At 67.8% G+C, this 17,174-nt stretch carries 15 protein-coding genes and 4 pseudogenes; 8 read left to right on the top strand and 11 right to left on the bottom strand.

What is annotated here, in order from left to right:
- Positions 1–138: 138 nt before the first annotated feature.
- Positions 139–735: pseudogene (locus tag ACJX2R_RS50320) on the top strand (arginase family protein); the annotation flags it as partial.
- Positions 736–816: 81 nt separating this feature from the next.
- On the opposite strand, the pseudogene ACJX2R_RS50315 reads toward ACJX2R_RS50320, so the two are convergent.
- Positions 817–1,368: pseudogene (locus tag ACJX2R_RS50315) on the bottom strand (hypothetical protein); the annotation flags it as partial.
- 153 nt (positions 1,369–1,521) lie between these two features.
- Here ACJX2R_RS50315 and ACJX2R_RS50310 point away from each other — a divergent pair.
- Positions 1,522–1,752: a hypothetical protein gene (locus ACJX2R_RS50310; protein ID WP_413105646.1), complete on the top strand. Its 231-nt coding sequence runs from the start codon at positions 1,522–1,524 to the stop codon at positions 1,750–1,752.
- A 98-nt stretch (positions 1,753–1,850) separates the two neighbouring features.
- Here the strand turns inward: ACJX2R_RS50310 and ACJX2R_RS50305 are convergent, their stop codons facing one another.
- The 5 genes from ACJX2R_RS50305 to ACJX2R_RS50285 form a co-directional block, all read right to left on the bottom strand.
- Positions 1,851–2,444, bottom strand: a complete 594-nt coding sequence (locus tag ACJX2R_RS50305) for a hypothetical protein (protein WP_413105645.1) — start codon at positions 2,442–2,444, stop codon at positions 1,851–1,853.
- Positions 2,441–2,893, bottom strand: coding sequence for a hypothetical protein (locus ACJX2R_RS50300; RefSeq protein WP_413105644.1), 453 nt, complete (start codon positions 2,891–2,893; stop codon positions 2,441–2,443). The genes ACJX2R_RS50305 and ACJX2R_RS50300 overlap by 4 nt, the downstream gene beginning before the upstream one ends.
- 24 nt (positions 2,894–2,917) lie before the next feature.
- Complete coding sequence (locus ACJX2R_RS50295; protein WP_413105643.1) at positions 2,918–3,709, bottom strand: hypothetical protein; 792 nt, start codon at positions 3,707–3,709, stop codon at positions 2,918–2,920.
- 3 nt (positions 3,710–3,712) lie between these two features.
- Entirely contained in the window at positions 3,713–4,465 is a 753-nt protein-coding gene (locus ACJX2R_RS50290; RefSeq protein ID WP_413105642.1) for an ATP-binding cassette domain-containing protein, read from the bottom strand.
- 1,025 nt (positions 4,466–5,490) lie between these two features.
- Positions 5,491–6,198: a TetR family transcriptional regulator gene (locus ACJX2R_RS50285; RefSeq protein WP_413105641.1), complete on the bottom strand. Its 708-nt coding sequence runs from the start codon at positions 6,196–6,198 to the stop codon at positions 5,491–5,493.
- Positions 6,199–6,293: 95 nt separating this feature from the next.
- On the opposite strand from ACJX2R_RS50285, the gene ACJX2R_RS50280 reads away from it, so the two are divergent.
- The gene (locus tag ACJX2R_RS50280; RefSeq protein WP_413105640.1) at positions 6,294–6,797 is read left to right on the top strand and encodes an SRPBCC family protein; all 504 of its coding nucleotides are present in this window, start codon (positions 6,294–6,296) and stop codon (positions 6,795–6,797) included.
- Positions 6,798–6,980: 183 nt separating this feature from the next.
- Positions 6,981–7,301, top strand: a pseudogene (locus ACJX2R_RS50275) (transposase); the annotation flags it as partial.
- Here the strand turns inward: ACJX2R_RS50275 and ACJX2R_RS50270 are convergent.
- The 4 genes and pseudogenes from ACJX2R_RS50270 to ACJX2R_RS50255 form a co-directional block, all read right to left on the bottom strand.
- Positions 7,292–7,580 (bottom strand): annotated as a pseudogene (locus tag ACJX2R_RS50270) (helix-turn-helix domain-containing protein); the annotation flags it as partial. The pseudogenes ACJX2R_RS50275 and ACJX2R_RS50270 sit on opposite strands and share 10 nt — an antisense overlap.
- An 85-nt stretch (positions 7,581–7,665) precedes the next feature.
- Entirely contained in the window at positions 7,666–8,988 is a 1,323-nt protein-coding gene (locus ACJX2R_RS50265) for an adenylosuccinate lyase family protein (protein ID WP_413105639.1), read from the bottom strand.
- Positions 8,989–9,041: 53 nt separating this feature from the next.
- A complete protein-coding gene (locus ACJX2R_RS50260; protein ID WP_413105638.1) occupies positions 9,042–10,565 on the bottom strand; it encodes an NAD-dependent succinate-semialdehyde dehydrogenase in 1,524 nt (507 codons plus the stop codon).
- Between the two features lie 137 nt (positions 10,566–10,702).
- The gene (locus tag ACJX2R_RS50255; protein WP_413105637.1) at positions 10,703–11,401 is read right to left on the bottom strand and encodes a type 1 glutamine amidotransferase domain-containing protein; all 699 of its coding nucleotides are present in this window, start codon (positions 11,399–11,401) and stop codon (positions 10,703–10,705) included.
- Between the two features lie 170 nt (positions 11,402–11,571).
- Between ACJX2R_RS50255 and ACJX2R_RS50250 the strand changes: the two genes are divergently transcribed.
- The 3 genes from ACJX2R_RS50250 (at position 11,572) to ACJX2R_RS50240 (ending at position 14,187) form a co-directional block, all read left to right on the top strand.
- Positions 11,572–12,465: a helix-turn-helix transcriptional regulator gene (locus tag ACJX2R_RS50250; protein WP_413105636.1), complete on the top strand. Its 894-nt coding sequence runs from the start codon at positions 11,572–11,574 to the stop codon at positions 12,463–12,465.
- Between the two features lie 91 nt (positions 12,466–12,556).
- Positions 12,557–13,177, top strand: a complete 621-nt coding sequence (locus ACJX2R_RS50245; protein WP_413105635.1) for an RBBP9/YdeN family alpha/beta hydrolase — start codon at positions 12,557–12,559, stop codon at positions 13,175–13,177.
- A gap of 83 nt (positions 13,178–13,260) precedes the next feature.
- Positions 13,261–14,187, top strand: coding sequence for a DMT family transporter (locus ACJX2R_RS50240; protein ID WP_413105634.1), 927 nt, complete (start codon positions 13,261–13,263; stop codon positions 14,185–14,187).
- A gap of 820 nt (positions 14,188–15,007) precedes the next feature.
- Here the strand turns inward: ACJX2R_RS50240 and ACJX2R_RS50235 are convergent.
- Positions 15,008–15,601 (bottom strand): transposase family protein, encoded by a 594-nt coding sequence (locus ACJX2R_RS50235; protein WP_413105633.1) that lies wholly within the window; start codon positions 15,599–15,601, stop codon positions 15,008–15,010.
- Between the two features lie 440 nt (positions 15,602–16,041).
- Between ACJX2R_RS50235 and ACJX2R_RS50230 the strand changes: the two genes are divergently transcribed.
- Positions 16,042–17,154, top strand: coding sequence for a hypothetical protein (locus ACJX2R_RS50230; protein WP_413105632.1), 1,113 nt, complete (start codon positions 16,042–16,044; stop codon positions 17,152–17,154).
- The last annotated feature ends 20 nt before the right edge of the window (positions 17,155–17,174 follow it).

Raw genomic sequence — 17,174 nt, 5'->3', positions numbered from 1 at the left:
CGCGGCCCTCGATGCCGATGACCAGAGCGAGGCTGTCTTCACGATGCGCCTGCCCGCCCGCAGAGTCCGGCACCTGTCTGACGACGTCAAAGAGCTGACCCGGCGCACCGCCAGGGCCGTCTGTCCCTGCCGGCCCCAGTCGTCATCATCGGCGTGCCCTACGACGGCGGCACAAGCTACCGGCCCGGCGCCCGCTTCGGACCACGGGCGATCCGTGCCGAGTCCAGCCTCATCCACGGTACCGGCGTCGAACGTGGCCCCGGCACCTTCGACCTCGTCGACGTAGCCGACGGCGGGGACTTGGGCCTATCGCCCTTCTCGATGAACCTAGCGATGCGTCAGGCCACCGAGGGGCTTGGCGAGGTGATCGCCGCGAACGACGCATTTCTCGTGCTGGGCGGAGACCACTCGCTGACGCTGGCGGCCCTGCGGGCCGTGGCCGCGCGCCACGGGCGCGTAGCAGTCCTCCATCTCGACGCGCACAGTGACACGTTCCCGCCCGTGTACGGCGGCACCTACCACCACGGCACGCCGTTCCGGCACGCTATCGAGGAAGGACTGATCGACCCCGCACGCCTGGTACAGGTCGGAATCCGGGGGCACACTCCGGCCCCCAATTCGCTTGCGTTCGCCCGCGGCCACGGCGTCACCATCGTCACCGCAGACGAGATCGCTGAGCGGGGCACGGCCGACGTCAGGGCCATGGTGCGCGAGCTGGTCAGAGTACGTGCAGTGGTAACTGACCAGGTCCGGCTGCCAATCGGAGGGGTCTTTATCGCTCTTTGCCCGGTTGGAGCGGGCTGAGACGGCGATGAGCTGGGAATGGGCAAGATCGTTCGCGAAAGCCCGGCGGTCCGCGGTCGTCCGCTGCGAGGCGCCGGACCGCCACGCCTCTTTCAGCGGCACGACGTGGTCGATGTCCACCTTGGATGCCGCGTCGAGCACCGCGCCGTCGTACGCCGAGCGCCAGCTGCCGACCGCGGCCCGGCACTGCCCGTCCTGGGCGACCTCATCGCCGTCCCGGGCGAGGGCGATCTCGCGGGTGTCACAGGTGCCGTACTGGGTGGCCCAGTGGGGAACTTCGCCCGGCTGTAGCCGGGGACATCGTCCTCGGGCGCGACGGTCAGCTCGTCCAGCTCTGCCCGAGCCTCCTCGGCCGTCGGAGGCTCCGGGAGCTCCATCGTCGATACGGGCGTCGATACAGGTAGGGCGGCGGAGAACGCCGTACCCGTCGCGCTCGGCACAGCCCAGCTGGAAGTGGCGGAATCCACGAGTCCAGCGGTTGCCAGCATGGCGGCCGCCGCAGCAGCCCGGCGTCGAATCATCATGACTGTCACCGCGGACCGCCCCACCGGGCCGAACGCTCATTTCCCAGGGCTGTCACCCGAAAGGGGCTACGCAGCACCAGTGCTCCGGCTGTCCTCGAGCCCGCAGGCAATATCAACCGGGGACCTCCCGCCTGGAACTCCTGGTACCTTCTGCGGTTGCCTCAGAATTCAAACAAACGATCTAATGCGGGGCATGGGCCAGTGTGACTTCCCCCTCGACCTCGTGGAGGCGCAGACCGCCTGGTACCGCACATACTGGCAGCTCGCCGAATCCGGCCCGACAGCCAGCACCACCACGGACCGTCGACGCCTGCAACAACTGTCGAAACAGATCGCCGGGCACCCGTACTGGTGTGGACCGTCGGGCACACCCGCCGCGCGCATGGAACTCAAGGAGCTCGCCCGGCGCGAGGCCGGACGATAAGACTCGCCGCCCGGACGGAGGCACCCACTCCTCCTCCATCGCCTCCTGTCGCCCAGCCTGTGGGCTGGGCAACCTTTGGGCCGTAACTGACGGCTTCCTCAGTGAGCGGACCGCAACGGGTCCTGTCGGGTGAGACAAACGAAAATGCCCACGAGGACGATGGCTGCCGTGATGAGCGGGGCGACCAGGGAGTTCGCCGGGTACAGGATCCAGGCCCATGGCTCGGGGCGGCCGCCGCTTCGCCAGCCGGCCGCCGCGCAAAGAAGAGGCACGATGGCGACGGTGACAGCCGCGATGCGGTGGCCGAGGAAGGGAAACAGCAGGAGCGCCAGGCCGACATATCCGGCGATGTTGCGCCCCAGCACCAAGGCGATGTTGTCAGCCCCCATGGCGTAGCAGAGGGCTGCCATCCCCGCCCCGGTGGCGGCGACCGCCGAGCCGAGTGCGGCGTCCCACCTCCGAACGGGCCGGCAGGCGATGCTTTCGGTGCGCAGGTCGCCACGTCCCATGCCGTGGAGCAGCATCACCGCCGGCAGCAGTGTGATGAGGTGGCCGACGAGGAGGTGTCCGGACTGGCCGGTCAGCACGGGCACAGGGAGTTCGGCGTCGCCCATGAGGAGTCCCACCGCGTTGGTGGCGACAACGGACACGCTCAGCGCGGGAACGGCGCGGGCCTTCAGCCACCAGTTCATCCATGCCTCCCGTCGATGCCCAGCTGGGGGCGTACGTCGCAGGATCGCATGGCGCGGGTGTTGCGCTCGTACCAGGCGAGTTGGGCCTGTCGGGATTGTTTGAGGACGTGCTGGGCCAAGGCCAGTTCTGGCGGTGCCACCCGGTTGGTGAGGGTCCGGGGCGAGGCGCCGGCGGTCAGGGAGAGCCACGCTCCGACGGGGCCGTAGGCGTCGGCGGCCGGGTAGCGCTCTCCGTTGTCCGCGCAGGCAGGAGACTGCGGAAGGAGCCCTGCTGCTACGCCTGTGGGCACACCGGCGGCACTGATGCCGGGCCCGATGGCGAGCTTGGTCTGGTCAGGGCCTGGCCGGTCGGCCATGGTCGGTGTGGCGGGCACCGCGACGCCGACCCGGCGAAGCCGTGCGACGGCCTTGCGCGACTCTGTGCGGACCGTGCCCGCTTGGTCGTCCATCTCGGGCCACAGGCAGATGCGGGGTCAGCCGTGGTCGCACACCAGGTCGCCGGCCGGACGGGAGGTCACCGGGTCGGCCCCCATGCCATGGGCGGAGGCGGCACCGCCCGCGAACCCTCCGGCGAGCAGCGCGGCCGCGGCGACGACGGCGGGAGCGGCCTTCCGATACTGGATCAGTACGGCGGCGGACAGACAGACCCCCGTACCGAATGCTCCCGCACTGACCAGCGCCCATCCGTCCAGGCTCTGGTCGAGCACACAGCAGTCCTGGAGCCCTCCGCCCACGAGGTGGCGGATCCACACAATGCTCCAGGAGACCGGGTAGGCGTTGGCGACGAAGCTCGCGACCAGCGTGACCGGCACCGCGACGATCGGAGCCCACAGACGGCCCAGGACGAAGCCGACCAGGGTGTTGGCCGTGAGAAGCACTGCTTCGACCGCGAGGATGCCGGGGTTCGGCATGCCGAAGCCGACGTCGGCGGCGGCCGCGGAAACGAGCAGGGCTGCGGTCATGCCGGCCACGCCCATCACGAACACCGGCAGCAGGAGGGGGAAGGCGATGGCCAGCGGTGAGCGGACCGCGTTCTGCTCGGAGATGCGTGCGCGCCTGAGCCGGCTTCCCTCCCAGGCGCCGGCTCCGGCGCACGCGGGGCCCACGAAGGACAGGGCCAGGCTCGCGGTGCCGGTGGCGGAGAGCCAGTAGTGGGGTGTGCCCCACTCGGAGAGGTTGTCGCTGAGGGCGATGACGATGAAGCCGGCCAGAAACGGCAGGAGACGGGTGCCGGAGGAGACGCGGACGATGGTACGGAGCAGCACGGGTCAGATCTCCTCGCCTACGAGTTGGGTGTAGGCGGCTTCCGCGCGCTCGCGGCGGCCGTGAGCGTTGTCGGCGTTGTCGGCCATGGCGTGGAATTCGGCGGTGGTGCCGTGGAAGCGCACCGTGCCGCGGTCCAGGACGATCACGTGCTGGTAGAGGTCGGCGAGGTCTTCGGTCTGGTGGGTGGAGACGACGATGTGCACGTCGTCGGCGAGCTGTTCGAGTAAGGACCGGAAGACCTTGCGCTGGGTGGGGTCCAGGCCTGCGGTCGGCTCGTCCATGAGGATGAGCTCGCTGTGGTGGGTGAGGGCGCCGGCGATGCCCATCCGGCGCAGTTGACCGCCGGAGACCTGGTGGCTGCGGCGGTCGGCGAGCTTGTCCAGGCCGACCCGGCCGAGCGTGGTGGCCGATGCCTTCCAGGCGTCGGTGCGGTTCATGCCTTTGAGCCACCCGGCGTATGCGACTTGCTCCCGTACGGTCAGGCCCGGTACGGGCGTGATGTGCTGCGGCAGCCAGGCCACTGCCTTCCGGTACGCCGTCACGTCCTTGCGGGCCGCGGGGTTGCGGCCCCTCCAGGTGACGGTGCCGTCCAGGGGCCTGAGCTGGGAGGCGGCCAGCGCCATCAGCGTGGACTTCCCCGCCCCGTTCGGGCCGAGCAGCACCGTTGCCGGGCTGCTGACGCGAAGGTCGAAGCTGTCGAGAACGGTCGTCTTCCGGTTGTACCGGAAGGAGACACCGCGGAATTCCAGGGCCATGAGCCGCACAATCCGCCGCCAGGGTGGTCCCGAGGAGGCTGTAGAGGAGCGGAGCAGGGAGGTGCCCGGGCGCAGGCAGAACACGCCTGCGCCCGGGCACCTGTGAAGACGTGCCGTACTGTCTTCGGGTTCTGGTAGGCGATGACCACCTTGTTGGCGCTCATGGTGCCGCCCGTGGTGAAGCTGAAGAGCTCGAAGTAGTACTTACCAGACGACTGGTCACCCCAGGCGGACTTGCCGCAGCTGTTGCTGCGGGTGCCCTTGTCGTCGTCGGGCAGCAGGTCGCGGTTCTTCCACAGCTTCAGGTTGGCCTTCTGGAACCCGTTGGCCCCGTCGGTGTGGCAGCCGCTGAGGGTCACCGAGGTGCTGACACCATCGGTGTTGTTGTCAGTCCAGCGGGAGGACTCGTTGCCGGGGTGCCAGCCGGTGAAGTACGTGGTGCGGCTGCCCTCGGCGTGGGCCGGGACCGCGCCGGCGAATCCCAGCAACACGGCCCCAGCGACGAGACCAACGGCTTTCCGGTGCATGTGCATTCTTTGCTCATGTGTCCTGCGCATGACATCAGTCATGCAGGCATGACGGACGAAGCACCTTTCGCATCCCCCCGGATGCAGCGCTGTCGTGCTCACGATCGCCACACGAACATATATCCACATCACCGATTCACAGCGATGATCACGCTGAATAACGACCAAAAGCGTGCGAGTGTCGCACCACTTTTCGCATCGCTCGAATCCACTCGTAAGCGACCGCCTCGCTCTACCGAAGAGCTGGATGCCGCATCCATCCAGGTCGCACGCGCGAGCGAGTCGCAATCCGAGACCGCCCCGAGACTCATCCGCTCTCCGCAATGCTCACGCGGACCCCTGCAAGCCACAATGACCGAAAACGCACAGTCATCACATAGTTACAATCCAGAACCAGACGGTGCCGCACAAACAAAGCCACCAGCCAGGCGGCAGGCAGTTCGCCAGCCGTAGATCGTGATCTTGCTGGGGTTCTCACGCGATCTGTGGCTGAGCACGTCAGCGGGTCGGAGCGGCGCCTTCGAATGAGGTCAGGCCGGTGTCGATGAGCTTGGCCGCGCGGCGGACATCGGTGGTCACTGCCTCATGAATCTGTGTCGCCGTGCGGGCGCTGTCCAGATGTCTCTCAAGGCTTTGGAACTGGATGAACCACAGTCCAAGAAGGGCAGTCGCTGCGATCTGCGGTTCCGGGTCGTCCGGGCTGCCGCGGGTGCGCTGGGCCAGCGCCTCGGCCGCCGCGGTGACGAGCCGGTCGGTCATGTCCCGGTGGTAGGCCCTCAGTGAGGGCGTGGACCTGGTCAGCGCGCCGAAGCGCCTGATCATGGCGACGGCCTGGTTGGAGTCGTCCTGCGCGGCGATCCAGGAGGTTAGGGCTCGCAACTCATCGGAGAGGATCCGCAGCGCCGCTTCGACCGCGGAGTGGTCCGTGTCGGCCAGGCCGGCACGCAGGGCAGCCATCGTGGACTCGCCTCGGTCCAGGATGAGCGATTCCTTGGTGGGGAAGTAGTTGAAGACCGTCTTCTCCGAGACTCCGCATGCCTGGGCGATCTCCGATACGCGAACAGCGTCGAAGCCGCGCTCCAGGAACATCTCGGTCGCGGTATCGGACAGGCGTTGCCGCAACAGGCGCTTCTTCCGCTCCCGCAGCCCTTCGGCCTCGGGCGCCGCGGCCTGCGGGCGCCATGCCGTCCAGTCCACCGTGCTCATGACGACAGAGTAGTACAGCAGCAGAACATTTACTGCTACTGTAAATTTTCAGTGACTGTATATTCTGTCGGTCACTTGACTACTTCAGGAGCCCCATGAGCGCCATCCACGTCGTCCGCGACTACCCGCACTCCCCCACCAAGGTCTGGCACGCCGTCACCGACCCCCGGCTCATACCGTTATGGACAGCCACCGGGGCCGGGGCACGCCCAGAAGGATTCACCACCACCGTCGGCTCCCAGTTCCAGTTCATCGCCAAACCCAAGCCCGGCTGGAGCGGCATCGTCGACTGCGTCGTACTGGAGGTGGACAAGCCCCGGCTGCTGCGCTACTCGTGGACCGACCATGGCGGCAGCGAGACCACCGAGGTCGCCTACCACATCGAACCTCATGGCACAGGAACGCGCTTCACCTACGACCACACGGGCTTCACCGGTGTAGGCGGGCTCCTGATGACCCAGATCCTGGGTCACGTCCGGCGGAAGATGCTGCGCGTCGGCCTGTCCGCCGTGCTGAACGATCTGGACGAGGACGGCAAACTCCGCCCCGGGAGCACTCTCAAGCCCAAGACCGGAAGCACTCTGAAGCCCAGGACCTGACTCTCTCATTGCGCCCGCCACCAGGTGAGGACGAGGGTCGGATCCTCACCGAGCCCCGACAGGGGCGGCTGAGGGACCACGACGGCCACCGCTGATCATCGGTGTGTGAAGACTGAAGGTCATGCGGTGGCCACAGGTCACAGCGTAGACACCGCTCGCTGGCAGAAGGCATTCGAGGCCCTGATGAGCCGGACAGCGGGCCGGTTCGCACGGGTGAAAACCCCGGCGCCGGGTGAGGGACCTGGCGCGGGGGCTATTGTCGGACCTGCCGCTCAAGAACTGATGGTCGATTGCCGAGTGGGCCGGGGAGGCGAGTCCGGACGGCATGCAGCACTTGCTCGGCCGGGCCAGGGGAGATGCTGACCGGGTGCGTGATGACGTGCGCGAGTACGTGCTGGAGCATCTGCGCGACAAGGATGCGGTGCTGGTGGCCGACGAGACCGGGGACTTGAAGAAGGGCACGCATGCCGTGGTGTCCAGCGACGGTACAACGGCAGCGTCGGGGCTTGCGTGGCCGGCGTCTCGATCGTTTCGCGTAGGTAGCGGCAGACAATGGTGATCCCGACGTCGAACTCTGCCGCGAGCTGGGCGTAGGTGTCACCGCACCGCAGGTGAGCCAGGGCGAGTGGGGCTTGACGTCCCGGATTCAGTCGCTGCCACCGGGTCCCGATCTTCTGACGCCGCGCCGCCAGTTCACGGCTGAGGCAGCGCAGGTGCCGCGGTGGACAGATCGATCCCTGACGGAGGACAAGCCCGCGAAGCTCCTGGTGGGGCATGGTGGATCTTGGTCGTGACGCCTCCTACCCGGAGCTTCATGGCGTCGCTGATCCGACCAACTGGCGGACGCTGCGGTCAGGTTGGAGTGGGCTCACCGTGCTGATCCTGGTGTGCTGGCGGCTTCCGGGACGTGGGTTATGACGGCGTGGGTCATGGTTTGTGCGCTACCGAGGTAGGCGGTGGGGTCGCCCAGCCGACGTATGCGCTGTTCGCCAAGGTCGGCGACGATGTCCGGGTTCTTCAGCAGTTCGTCGACGAGGGGGGTTCCGCTCTCCGCGGCCTGAGCGCAGACCTCGTAGACGAGGCTGTGGGCTCGCTGGCGGCCGAGACGGGGCGCGAGCGCCATCATGACGGCCTCGGCGAGGACGAGCCCGCCGGTCAGGTGGACGTTGGAGCGCATGCGCGCGGTGTCGACCTCCAGGCCGGACACCGCATGGACGGCTTGCGCGAGAGAGGAGGACAGAAGGAGGAATGCTTCCGGGATGACGACCCATTCCATGTGCCAGGGCCCTGTGGCGCGCTCGAAGTCCTGCACTGCCGCGTCCAGCATCGCCGAGGACTTGTCGCGCAGAAGCCTGGCAGCGGCGATGATGAGCTCACTGGAGATGGGGTTGCGTTTCTGCGGCATGGTGGAGCTCGCGCCACGCCCGGTGGTGTAGGGCTCCGCCACTTCTGCGAACTCGCTCGAACACATGAGGGCGATATCGGTGCCGATTTTGGCGATGGTCGCGCCGACGGCGGCCAGGAGTCCGACGATCTCGGTGAGGCCATCACGTGCGACGTGCCAGGTGATCTCCGGATCTCTCAGGCCGAGTTGCGCGGCGAGTTCGGCGCGTACGCGCAGGGCCTCGGGGCCGGGCCCGAGGGATGCCAGAGTGCCGGCGGCGCCGCCGAGCTGCACCATCAGGTCGCGACGTTGAACGTCGGCGAGGCGTCGCGCATGCCGGTCCAGCGCGGACAGCCAGACCGCGACGCGGTATCCGAAGGTGATGGGCACGGCGTGCTGCAGGTGGGTCCGTCCGACGGCGACGGTATCGACATGCGTGGCCGCCAAGCGGCGCAGTCGATCACGGAGTTCGTCGAGTGCGGTGCTGATGAGGGACAGTCCACGCGCGCATTGCAGCATGGTCGTGGTGTCCATGATGTCCTGGGTGGTGGCACCCCAGTGCAGATATCCGCCGGCATCGCCGCACTGCTCGGCGAGCTGAGCGACGAGCGGAAGTATCGGATACCCGACGTTGTCCGCCTCGCGGCGCAACCGCTCACGGTCGAGCCCATGAGGGTCGCAGGCCGCGGCGATGGCATCCGCGGCACCCCGGGGAATGATTCCGACGCGGGCTTGAGCCTGTGCCAGTGCCACCTCGACGCGGGTCGCCGTCTCCAGATACGTCTCATCACTGAAGACGGTCCGCATCCGGGGCGTTCCGAACATGTCACGGAACAGGATGGAGTCGAATGCGGTGCTGCTCATTGACTGCGCTCCGGCCTCGCCCGGTCCTCGCGGGCGCCGCTCGTGTGTGCGGGGGGTGTCATATCGATGGCGATGTATTTCTGTTCCAGGTATTCGTCGATGCCGGTGTTGCCGCCCTCGCGGCCGATGCCGGACTGCTTCATGCCCCCGAATGGGGCGCTGGGATCGGACACGTACCCGCGGTTCAGACCCACCATCCCGGTCTCCAGTTGCTCAGTCATCCGTAGAGCCCGGTTCAGGTCCCGGGTGTAGAGGTAGCTGACGAGGCCGAATTCTGTGTCGTTGGCCGCGTGAAGAGCCTCGTCCTCGGTGGTGAAGGTCTGGATCGCCGCGACCGGGCCGAAGATCTCCTCACGGGTGATCCGCGCGCCGGCGGGGACGTCCGTGAGGACGGTGGGGGGATAGAAGTAACCGGGGCCGTCCGGCAGCACCGCTCCGGTCCGTACGCGGGCGCCGGCGGCGACCGTCTCGTTGACCAGGCTGGCGACGCGTCGGCGCTGGCGTTGGTCGATCAGTGGCCCGAGGTCGCAGGCGGAGTCGGTGCCTGCGCCGAGGGTCAGTGTGTCCATGCGCGCGGCGAGCTTGTCGGTGAATTCGTCGGCGATGTCGGCATGGACGAGGAAGCGGTTGGCTGCGATGCAGGCTTCACCGATGTTGCGCAGCTTGGCGGTCATTGCGCCGTCGACCGCGGCGTCCAGGTCGGCGTCCTCGCATATGACGAACGGCGCGTTGCCGCCCAGCTCCATCGAGGTGCGCAGCACGGTACCGGCAGCCTGCGCGAGCAGCAGGCGCCCGACGGGCGTGGACCCGGTGAAGGACAGTTTGCGCAGCCTGCGGTCCTGGATGAGGGGCTCGGTGACGGCGGCGGCACGGGTGGTGGGGAGGACGTTGAGGACGCCGTCGGGCAGGCCCGCGTCGGTGAGCACACCGGCGAGTGCGGCCGTCGTGAGCGGTGTCTGCGGGGCGGGTTTGACGATCATGGTGCAGCCGGCCGCCACCGCCGGCCCGATCTTGCGGGCGGGCATGGCCAGCGGTGCGTTCCACGGTGTTATCAGCAGGCAGGGGCCCACCGGTTGCCGGGTGACCAGGACCCGGGCCGTGCCGTCTTCGCTGACCTTCCAGGTGCCGTCGATACGGACGGCTTCCTCGCCGAACCAGCGCAGGTAGTCCGCGCCGTACTGGACTTCCGCCCGGGACTCGGCCAGTGACTTGCCCATCTCCAGGGTGATCAGCAGCGCGAACTCCTCCTTGCGCGCCAGCAGGAGGTCGTGAGCCCGGCGCAGTATCTGCCCGCGGCGATGCGGCGGAACGCGAGCCCATGCGGACTGCGCCGCATGGGCGGCATCGAGGGCGGCTGCCGCATCGACCGGTGAGGCGTCAGCCACCTCGCACAGCGTCTGGCCCGTCGCGGGGTCCTCCACCGCGAACTTCGGGTCTCCCGCTGCCGGCCGCCACTGGCCGGCGACGAGCAGCCCCTTCTCCACACGACCGATGACGTCATGCGGTGCGGTTGTCTCCATGGAACGCTTCTTTCTGGAATCGAGAGCGTGATTCCGCCGGTGATGCTTGGAGAATGGGCCCTCGTGGGGGCAAGGGCCCACTCGTGTGTCCGGGCATCTCAGGTGGGGCGAGTGCGGACGGCTGATGCGGAGCTGTGTCAGCGGAGTGCGGCGATCATGTCCTCGGCCATCTTGGCGCTGGAGGCGGGATTCTGGCCGGTGAACAGGTTGCCGTCGGTGACGTTGTGCTGCTGGTAGGCCGTACCACCGGTGTGAATCGCGCCCATCTCCCGCAGGCGGGAGGCGAGCAGCCACGGGGCTCCTTCGGCGGTGCCGAACAGTTGCTCCTCCTCGTCGGTGAACGCCGTCATCCTGCGGCCGGCGAAGAGCCAGTTGCCTTCCGCGTCCTTGGCACTCAGCAGTGCGGCCGGACCGTGGCAGACAGCACCGATGAGCTTGCCGTCCTTGTCCGCCTGGGCCAGCAGCCCGCCCAGGTCGGCGTCCTCGAAGAGGTCGACGACCGGGCCGTGGCCACCGGGCAGAACCACCGCAGCGTAGTCGTCGATGTCGACCTCGTGGAGCTTCAGCAGCGGACCGAATGCCTTCAGTGCCTGCTGGGCGTGCTCCACGTGGCGGCTACAGTCCTCTCCGGCGACCGCCGGGTCCGCGCTGTGCTCGTCCAGCGGTTGCAGCACCCCGCCCGGGGAAGCGAAGTCGACCGTGTAACCGGCTTCCACGAACTTCGCGTGCGGGGCGGCCAGTTCCTCGGCCCAGTAGCCCGTCGGGTACTGCGACCCGTCAGTGCGCTCCCAGACACTGGCAGCCGACATGACGATCAGGACCTTGCGCTTGCTCATACGTGTTTTCCTTCCTCGTCCTCGACCGTTCGTCGGGAGGACCTGCATCAAGACTGGCCCGCCGCAGGCCGTCATTGGCGCGCATATCGCGCCCTGTGGGACCAAGGAACCGGGAGACTAGGACTCGCAGGTCCATGCGGGAAACACCGACGCACGCAAGACTGAGTAGCGTGGCTGACATCAACCGTGAACTGAGAGACTTCTTGCGCCAGGCACGCAGCCAGGTCGATCCGGAGCAGGCCGGTCTCCCTCCCGACAACCGCGTACGCCGCGTGCCGGGTCTGCGCCGGGAGGAAGTCGCCCTGCTGGCCGGCGTGTCGAGCGACTACTACGCCCGGCTCGAACAGGGACGCCCCATCGCTCCCTCCCCCGGCGTCGTCGACGCACTGTGCCGTGCTTTGAATCTCGACTCCGCAGGACGCGCGTATCTGGAACAGCTCACCGGGGTGAGAGCTGCTCCATCACGGCAGCGCAGCCACAGTGTCCAGCGCCTCCGCCCCGGCCTGCGCCAACTCATCGATGCATTCGATGGTGAACCCGCCCTCGTACTGGGCCGCCGCAGCGACGTCCTGGCCGCCAACCGCATGGCCAAGGCACTCTTCGCCGACTTCGACAAGATCCCGCCGCGGCAGCGCAATTACGCCCGCTGGATACTTCTCAGCGAAAAGGCACGCTCGCTGTTCGTCGACTGGGAAGACCAAGCCCGGGCAGCCGTGGAGAGCCTGCGCCTCGAGGTCAGTCGGGACCCGGACGACCAGGCCACGACCGCTCTCATCGCGGAACTGCGCGGGCAGAGCTCGGACTTCGACCACTGGTGGAGTCAGCACCGCGTCCACCAGCGCACCCATGGCTTTAAGCGCCTCCATCATCAGCTGGTCGGCGAACTGACCGTGCAATACGAAACGCTGACCCTGCCGGGAGACCCCGACACAAGCCTGTACGTCTACACCACACAACCGGAATCGCCATCCAAGCGGGCACTCGACCTCCTGGTCAGCTGGACCCTCGCCGGCACCGAGGCACCTCGCCCGCACCCATCCGGCCCCACCCATGAGCCCGACTGACAGGCCAGAACACCGTTGGACACCATGTGTACTAAGTGGCTATACCAGTTCACCGACATCCTGATGATCAGGACCAGGACGAAAGAGACAGATGACTGAGATGCCCAGCTCCCCTCCGCCGGCGCGGCGCTTTCTCATGGTCCACGGAGTGCAGCACCGTCGCCCGCGGCAGCACTGGCTGTGGTGGCTGACCGAGGCCCTGCGTCAGCGGGGCGAGCAGGTGCTCTATCCTCAGTTCCCCACGCCCGAGCAGCCGTCGATGAGCGAATGGATCGATCTGCTGCACGCCGAGCTGGCCCAACTCGGCGACGAAGAACGCGTCGTGGTGTGTCACTCCCTCGGCTGCGCCCTGTGGCTGCGCGCCGCCCAGACCCTGCCGGAGGACCTGCGCGTCACCCGGGTGCTGATGGTGTCCCCGCTCGGTGACCAAGCGTTCACCGTGGCCAACGGCAATGAAGAGTTCAAGCTCGAGCGCATCGACCGTGAGCTCCTCGCCGCCGCGTCGGGCAAGCCGCCGCATGTGGTCGTCTCGGCGACCGATCCCTACGCGCCCGCCGACCCGCACGCGTGGAGCGCCGCGCACGGCCTGGAGTGCGACGTCCTCCCCGCCGCAGGCCACATCACACCGGCAGACGGATACGGCCCATGGCCGGCCGCACTCGCCTGGTGCCTACGCGGACAGACCCCCGTGTCAGCCGTCACCGGCCCATGAGCGCGGAGGAGGCCGCGGCCGGTCATCGTGTGCGGCTCGAACACGGACCTGGCGACGCCCGGCGCGCACGGCCGGGGCAAGGGGTGACCGCCGCGCTCACCGGCACCACCGCCGCGTTCGGCGCGCTGCTGACCGCGACACTGTTCTGGGCCGGGAACTACGTCGTCGGCGGTGCCGCCGTGTCCGCGATACCACCGCTCGATCTCGTGGCACTTCGATGGGCCATCGCCGTGATACCGCTTCTGGCCCTTGCACAACTGGTCGAACGCCCCGACTGGCGGCACGTCGCCCGCTCGTGGCACCGCGTACTCTTCCCGGCCCTGTTCGGGCTCGTCGCATACAACTACCTGCTGTACACGGCATTGCAGTACACCGACGCGGTGAACGCCTCCCTCATCAACGCGTTCAACCCCGCACTCATCGGTGTTGCCGCCGCGATCTTCCTCCGGCAACGCATGACCCCGACGGCTGTCACGGGAGTCATCGTCGCACTCGTCGGTGTGCTGTGGGTCCTGTGCGACGGGCACCCCACCGCGCTGCTGTCCAACGGGTTCGGCCTCGGCGACGTGTTCATGCTCGGCGCAATCGTCGTATGGACCGCCTACACCCTGAGCGGCCGCCGCCGCACCGGCATCCCGCCGGTCACGAGTACCGCCATACAAGCGCTTGTGTCACTGATCGCGCTCACACCTGTCGTCCTCCTCACCGGAGGACCGCACTTGCCGGTGACCTCGAACGCGACCACGGCGCTGCTGTTCATTGGGTTGTGCCCGTCGGTCATCTCCACCGCACTGTGGAACCGAGCCCTGACGACGATCCCGCCCGCGCGCGCTGGGGTGTTCCTGAACTTGATCACGGTCTTCACCGTGCTCATCTCCGTCGCGCTCGGGAAGTCGTTCACCGTCGCGGAAGCGATGGGAGGCGCGGTCGTGCTCGGCGGGGTCGTGATGACCAACGCCCCGGCCTTCCGTGGTGGCAGAGCACGAAGTGATGCCCGCGTATCTCGCTGAACCCGTCCGGTTACCGGCGCTTCAAGCTGGCGAGGGATGGCGCCGGAGCGCAGTTCCCTCAGGTCCGGGATGTGGTTGCGCAGCGTGCCCGGCATGACGCCGAGCAGCTTGGCGATCGACTCGAGTGGAGGGCAGAGCGTCCCTGGCCGATTGCGGGACTCTGTCCGCAGTTCCGTGAAGGTCATGGCTTGCTCTGCCTGACGGATCCACTGCGGCAGCAGGTATCCGCGCTGGTGACGCACCAGATCGGCGAAAGCTCGGGCGAGGTCGCAGGCCCGGGTGATGTCCGGGCAGGCGAGCCGGGTCTGAAGCAGCCGCTCCTCCTGGCTCTCGGTGAGCGTGTCGCGGGGCCGCATGATCCAGGAGGTGATCTTGCGCGGGCTGGGGATGTCGGCCGGACCGGTTCGGCGGTGCCCGCGCGCAGGGCGGCGAGGTGTTTGCGGACGACCTGGCGGCTGCCTCGGTAGCCGCGCTCACGGATCTCCAGGAAGAGGCGGGTGCCGCTGACCTGGCCTGTGCCTCGGTGAAGCGGGCATTGAGGTATGCCTTGAAGGGTTCCAGAACGCCATTCGGGCGACGGTCGCGGGCGGAGGCCAGCAGCTGGTCGAGGTCGGTGTCGCGGAAGCGGCGCACGGTCTTGCGATCCAGGTTCAGCCTCCGGGCGATGGCGCTGATCGTCCAGCCCGTCTCCAGCAGCCGGTGGACGTCCTCGTAGCGGTGGCGGGTGCGTTCGATGATCTGCGTGCGGGGCAGCTCGGCGGGCGGTGACAGCATCGGTTGCGGCTCCGGCACGTCGGTCACCGTCTCCGCCACCTCCTCTTCAGTATGTATGCGCAGGCAGTTGCGGTGCTGGTGGCAGGTCTTCTCCACCGCGGCGGACAGGTTCTGAAGCAAATGCCAGCGGGGCGACTTCGAGGGCGTCCGGGGCGGCCTCCTTGACCGCCGTGGTGTAGGCGGTGGCCCGGTCACGGCAGATGATCTCGGCGCCGGGATGCCCGGCCAGCCAGGCCGCGGGCCAGCCGCAGGCGGTGACACAACCGCGCGGCCGCACGGCGCCAAGTTCGACCGCGATCGCCCGCAGCCAGTCCGTCAGGCCGACGCTCGACCGGCGGTGCCGCTCAGTCAGACCGCCGACCTCCTGGACGAACGTCCTGCGGGAACAGCTCTTACGGTCGCAGAAGTACCGGTGCGCCCGGAGCCTGACCATGACCTGGCGGGATCCCAACGGTCCTTCTGCCAGGGTGCGTTGGTACGAGCTGTGCACGCGTCGCGCCTGCTTCCGGCAGTCCGGGCAGCGGCTCGGGCGCGCGGTGGACACTGCCTCCACCACCAGGCCGCCGGAGGAGTCGCTGACACGCTCCACTCGCACATCGATCCCGGGAAACAGCACATGCTCGACCGTCTTGCTCGCCATGGCAGGAAACACCCTGCTGAAACGATCCCCCGTTCCGGTCCCTGACCTGGGGATTCACGGAACCGCGGGCAGAGCCTTGAAAATCACCAGGGCTGCTCGTCGCCCCACTTGGTCTGGAGTTCAACTGAGTGAGGAGTTTCAACGGCCGCGGCCGCTTCGCCCGAGGGCCCAGGTGCCAGCGCCAACCCGGCTCGTCGTGTCGTCTCCGCTCGTCGCTCGATGCGCCCCTGCCCGGCCTTCCCGTCCGGCGTCTGATTCGGGCCCCATGGGCCTGCGAGGGTCCTTATGGGCCGTTGCGAAGCGGACCGCTCTCACATGACCGAAACCACGCCTCTCAATACGTCATGTGACACCTTGACCCCACAGCGCCATCACGGTTGCATGCTTGTGGGCCTCCGGTGGGGAACTGGAGGAGAGACCGTGTCCTGTATGGGGGGAAGATGAGGGGAAACGCGAACTGGAGCACCACCAGACGTGTGCGGGCCGGCCTGACCGCGGCGGTCGCGGTTTGCGCGGTCACGGCGGTGCCGCACGGAGCGGCCTCAGCCGAGTCCACGGGCATCGCGGGCGACGGCGGTGCCGGTGTCGAGAGGATCAGTGTCGCGGCCGACGGCACCCAGGCCGACGACAACTCCGCGGGCGCCTCGATCACGACCGACGGCCACCGTATCGTCTTCACGTCGTCGGCAAAGAACCTGATACCCGGCGACACGACGGTAGGCGACAGGGTGTTCCTCCGCGACCAGCGGACGAGGCAGACCAAGCAGATGGGGGCCCAGAGCCCACTCCAGCCCCCGGTGATCAGCGGGAACGGGGAATATCTCGCCTATCCGCACGTGTGGTTCAACAACAATCGGATTCGCCAGGTTCAGGTGAGGACGACATCCGAGATATCCGCCAACTGCTGGTACAACTGCAACCAGCCGTCGCTGAGCGCGGACGGCCGCTACATCGCCCTCGTCGAACGCCGCTACAAGCCACAGTCGTCCAGCCAGAGCATCGAGCTTCTGGACTATGACAACTACAACACCAAGGAGACCATCGCCAACTTCGACCACACCCTCCCGTCCTGGCCGTCCATCAGCGGTGACGGCCGCTATCTCGCCTACCAGGACGGCAAGGCTGAGGACGTCTTCATATGGAACCGGACCGACGGCACCACCTCCGACCCGATCGAGGGCCCGTCCAAGGCGGCGACTCTCGTCCAGCTCAGCGAGGACGGCAGCAAGGTCGTCTACCTCTCGGACTCCGACACCTACGTCCACGACGTGAGCTCGGGCACCGACCAACTGGTGCCGAACGTGCGGGGCGTGGCCATTGATCCCACCGGTCGCTATCTGCTGTACGCTCCGCACGACACGAACGGACCGTCACTCACGCTGCGCGACCTGAAGACGGGCACCGACGAGATCGTCTCGAACCAGCCCGCCTCGGCCGGGACCGACGCGGTCAGCGCCGGTGGGCGCGACGTGGTCTTCCAGTCCACGGCCGACGACATCGTGCCCGGAGACACCAACGGCAAGTCGGACGTCTTCGTCCGCCGCTTCTACTGATCGCTCCTGCTGCCGTGCTC

It is taken from the genome of Streptomyces sp. Inha503 (genome assembly GCF_047215865.1).
In the GTDB taxonomy this organism is placed as follows: Bacteria; Actinomycetota; Actinomycetes; order Streptomycetales; family Streptomycetaceae; genus Streptomyces; species Streptomyces lycopersici.
Note: the sequence above shows the minus strand (reverse complement) of the source record. Positions and strands in the feature narration are given on the sequence as shown.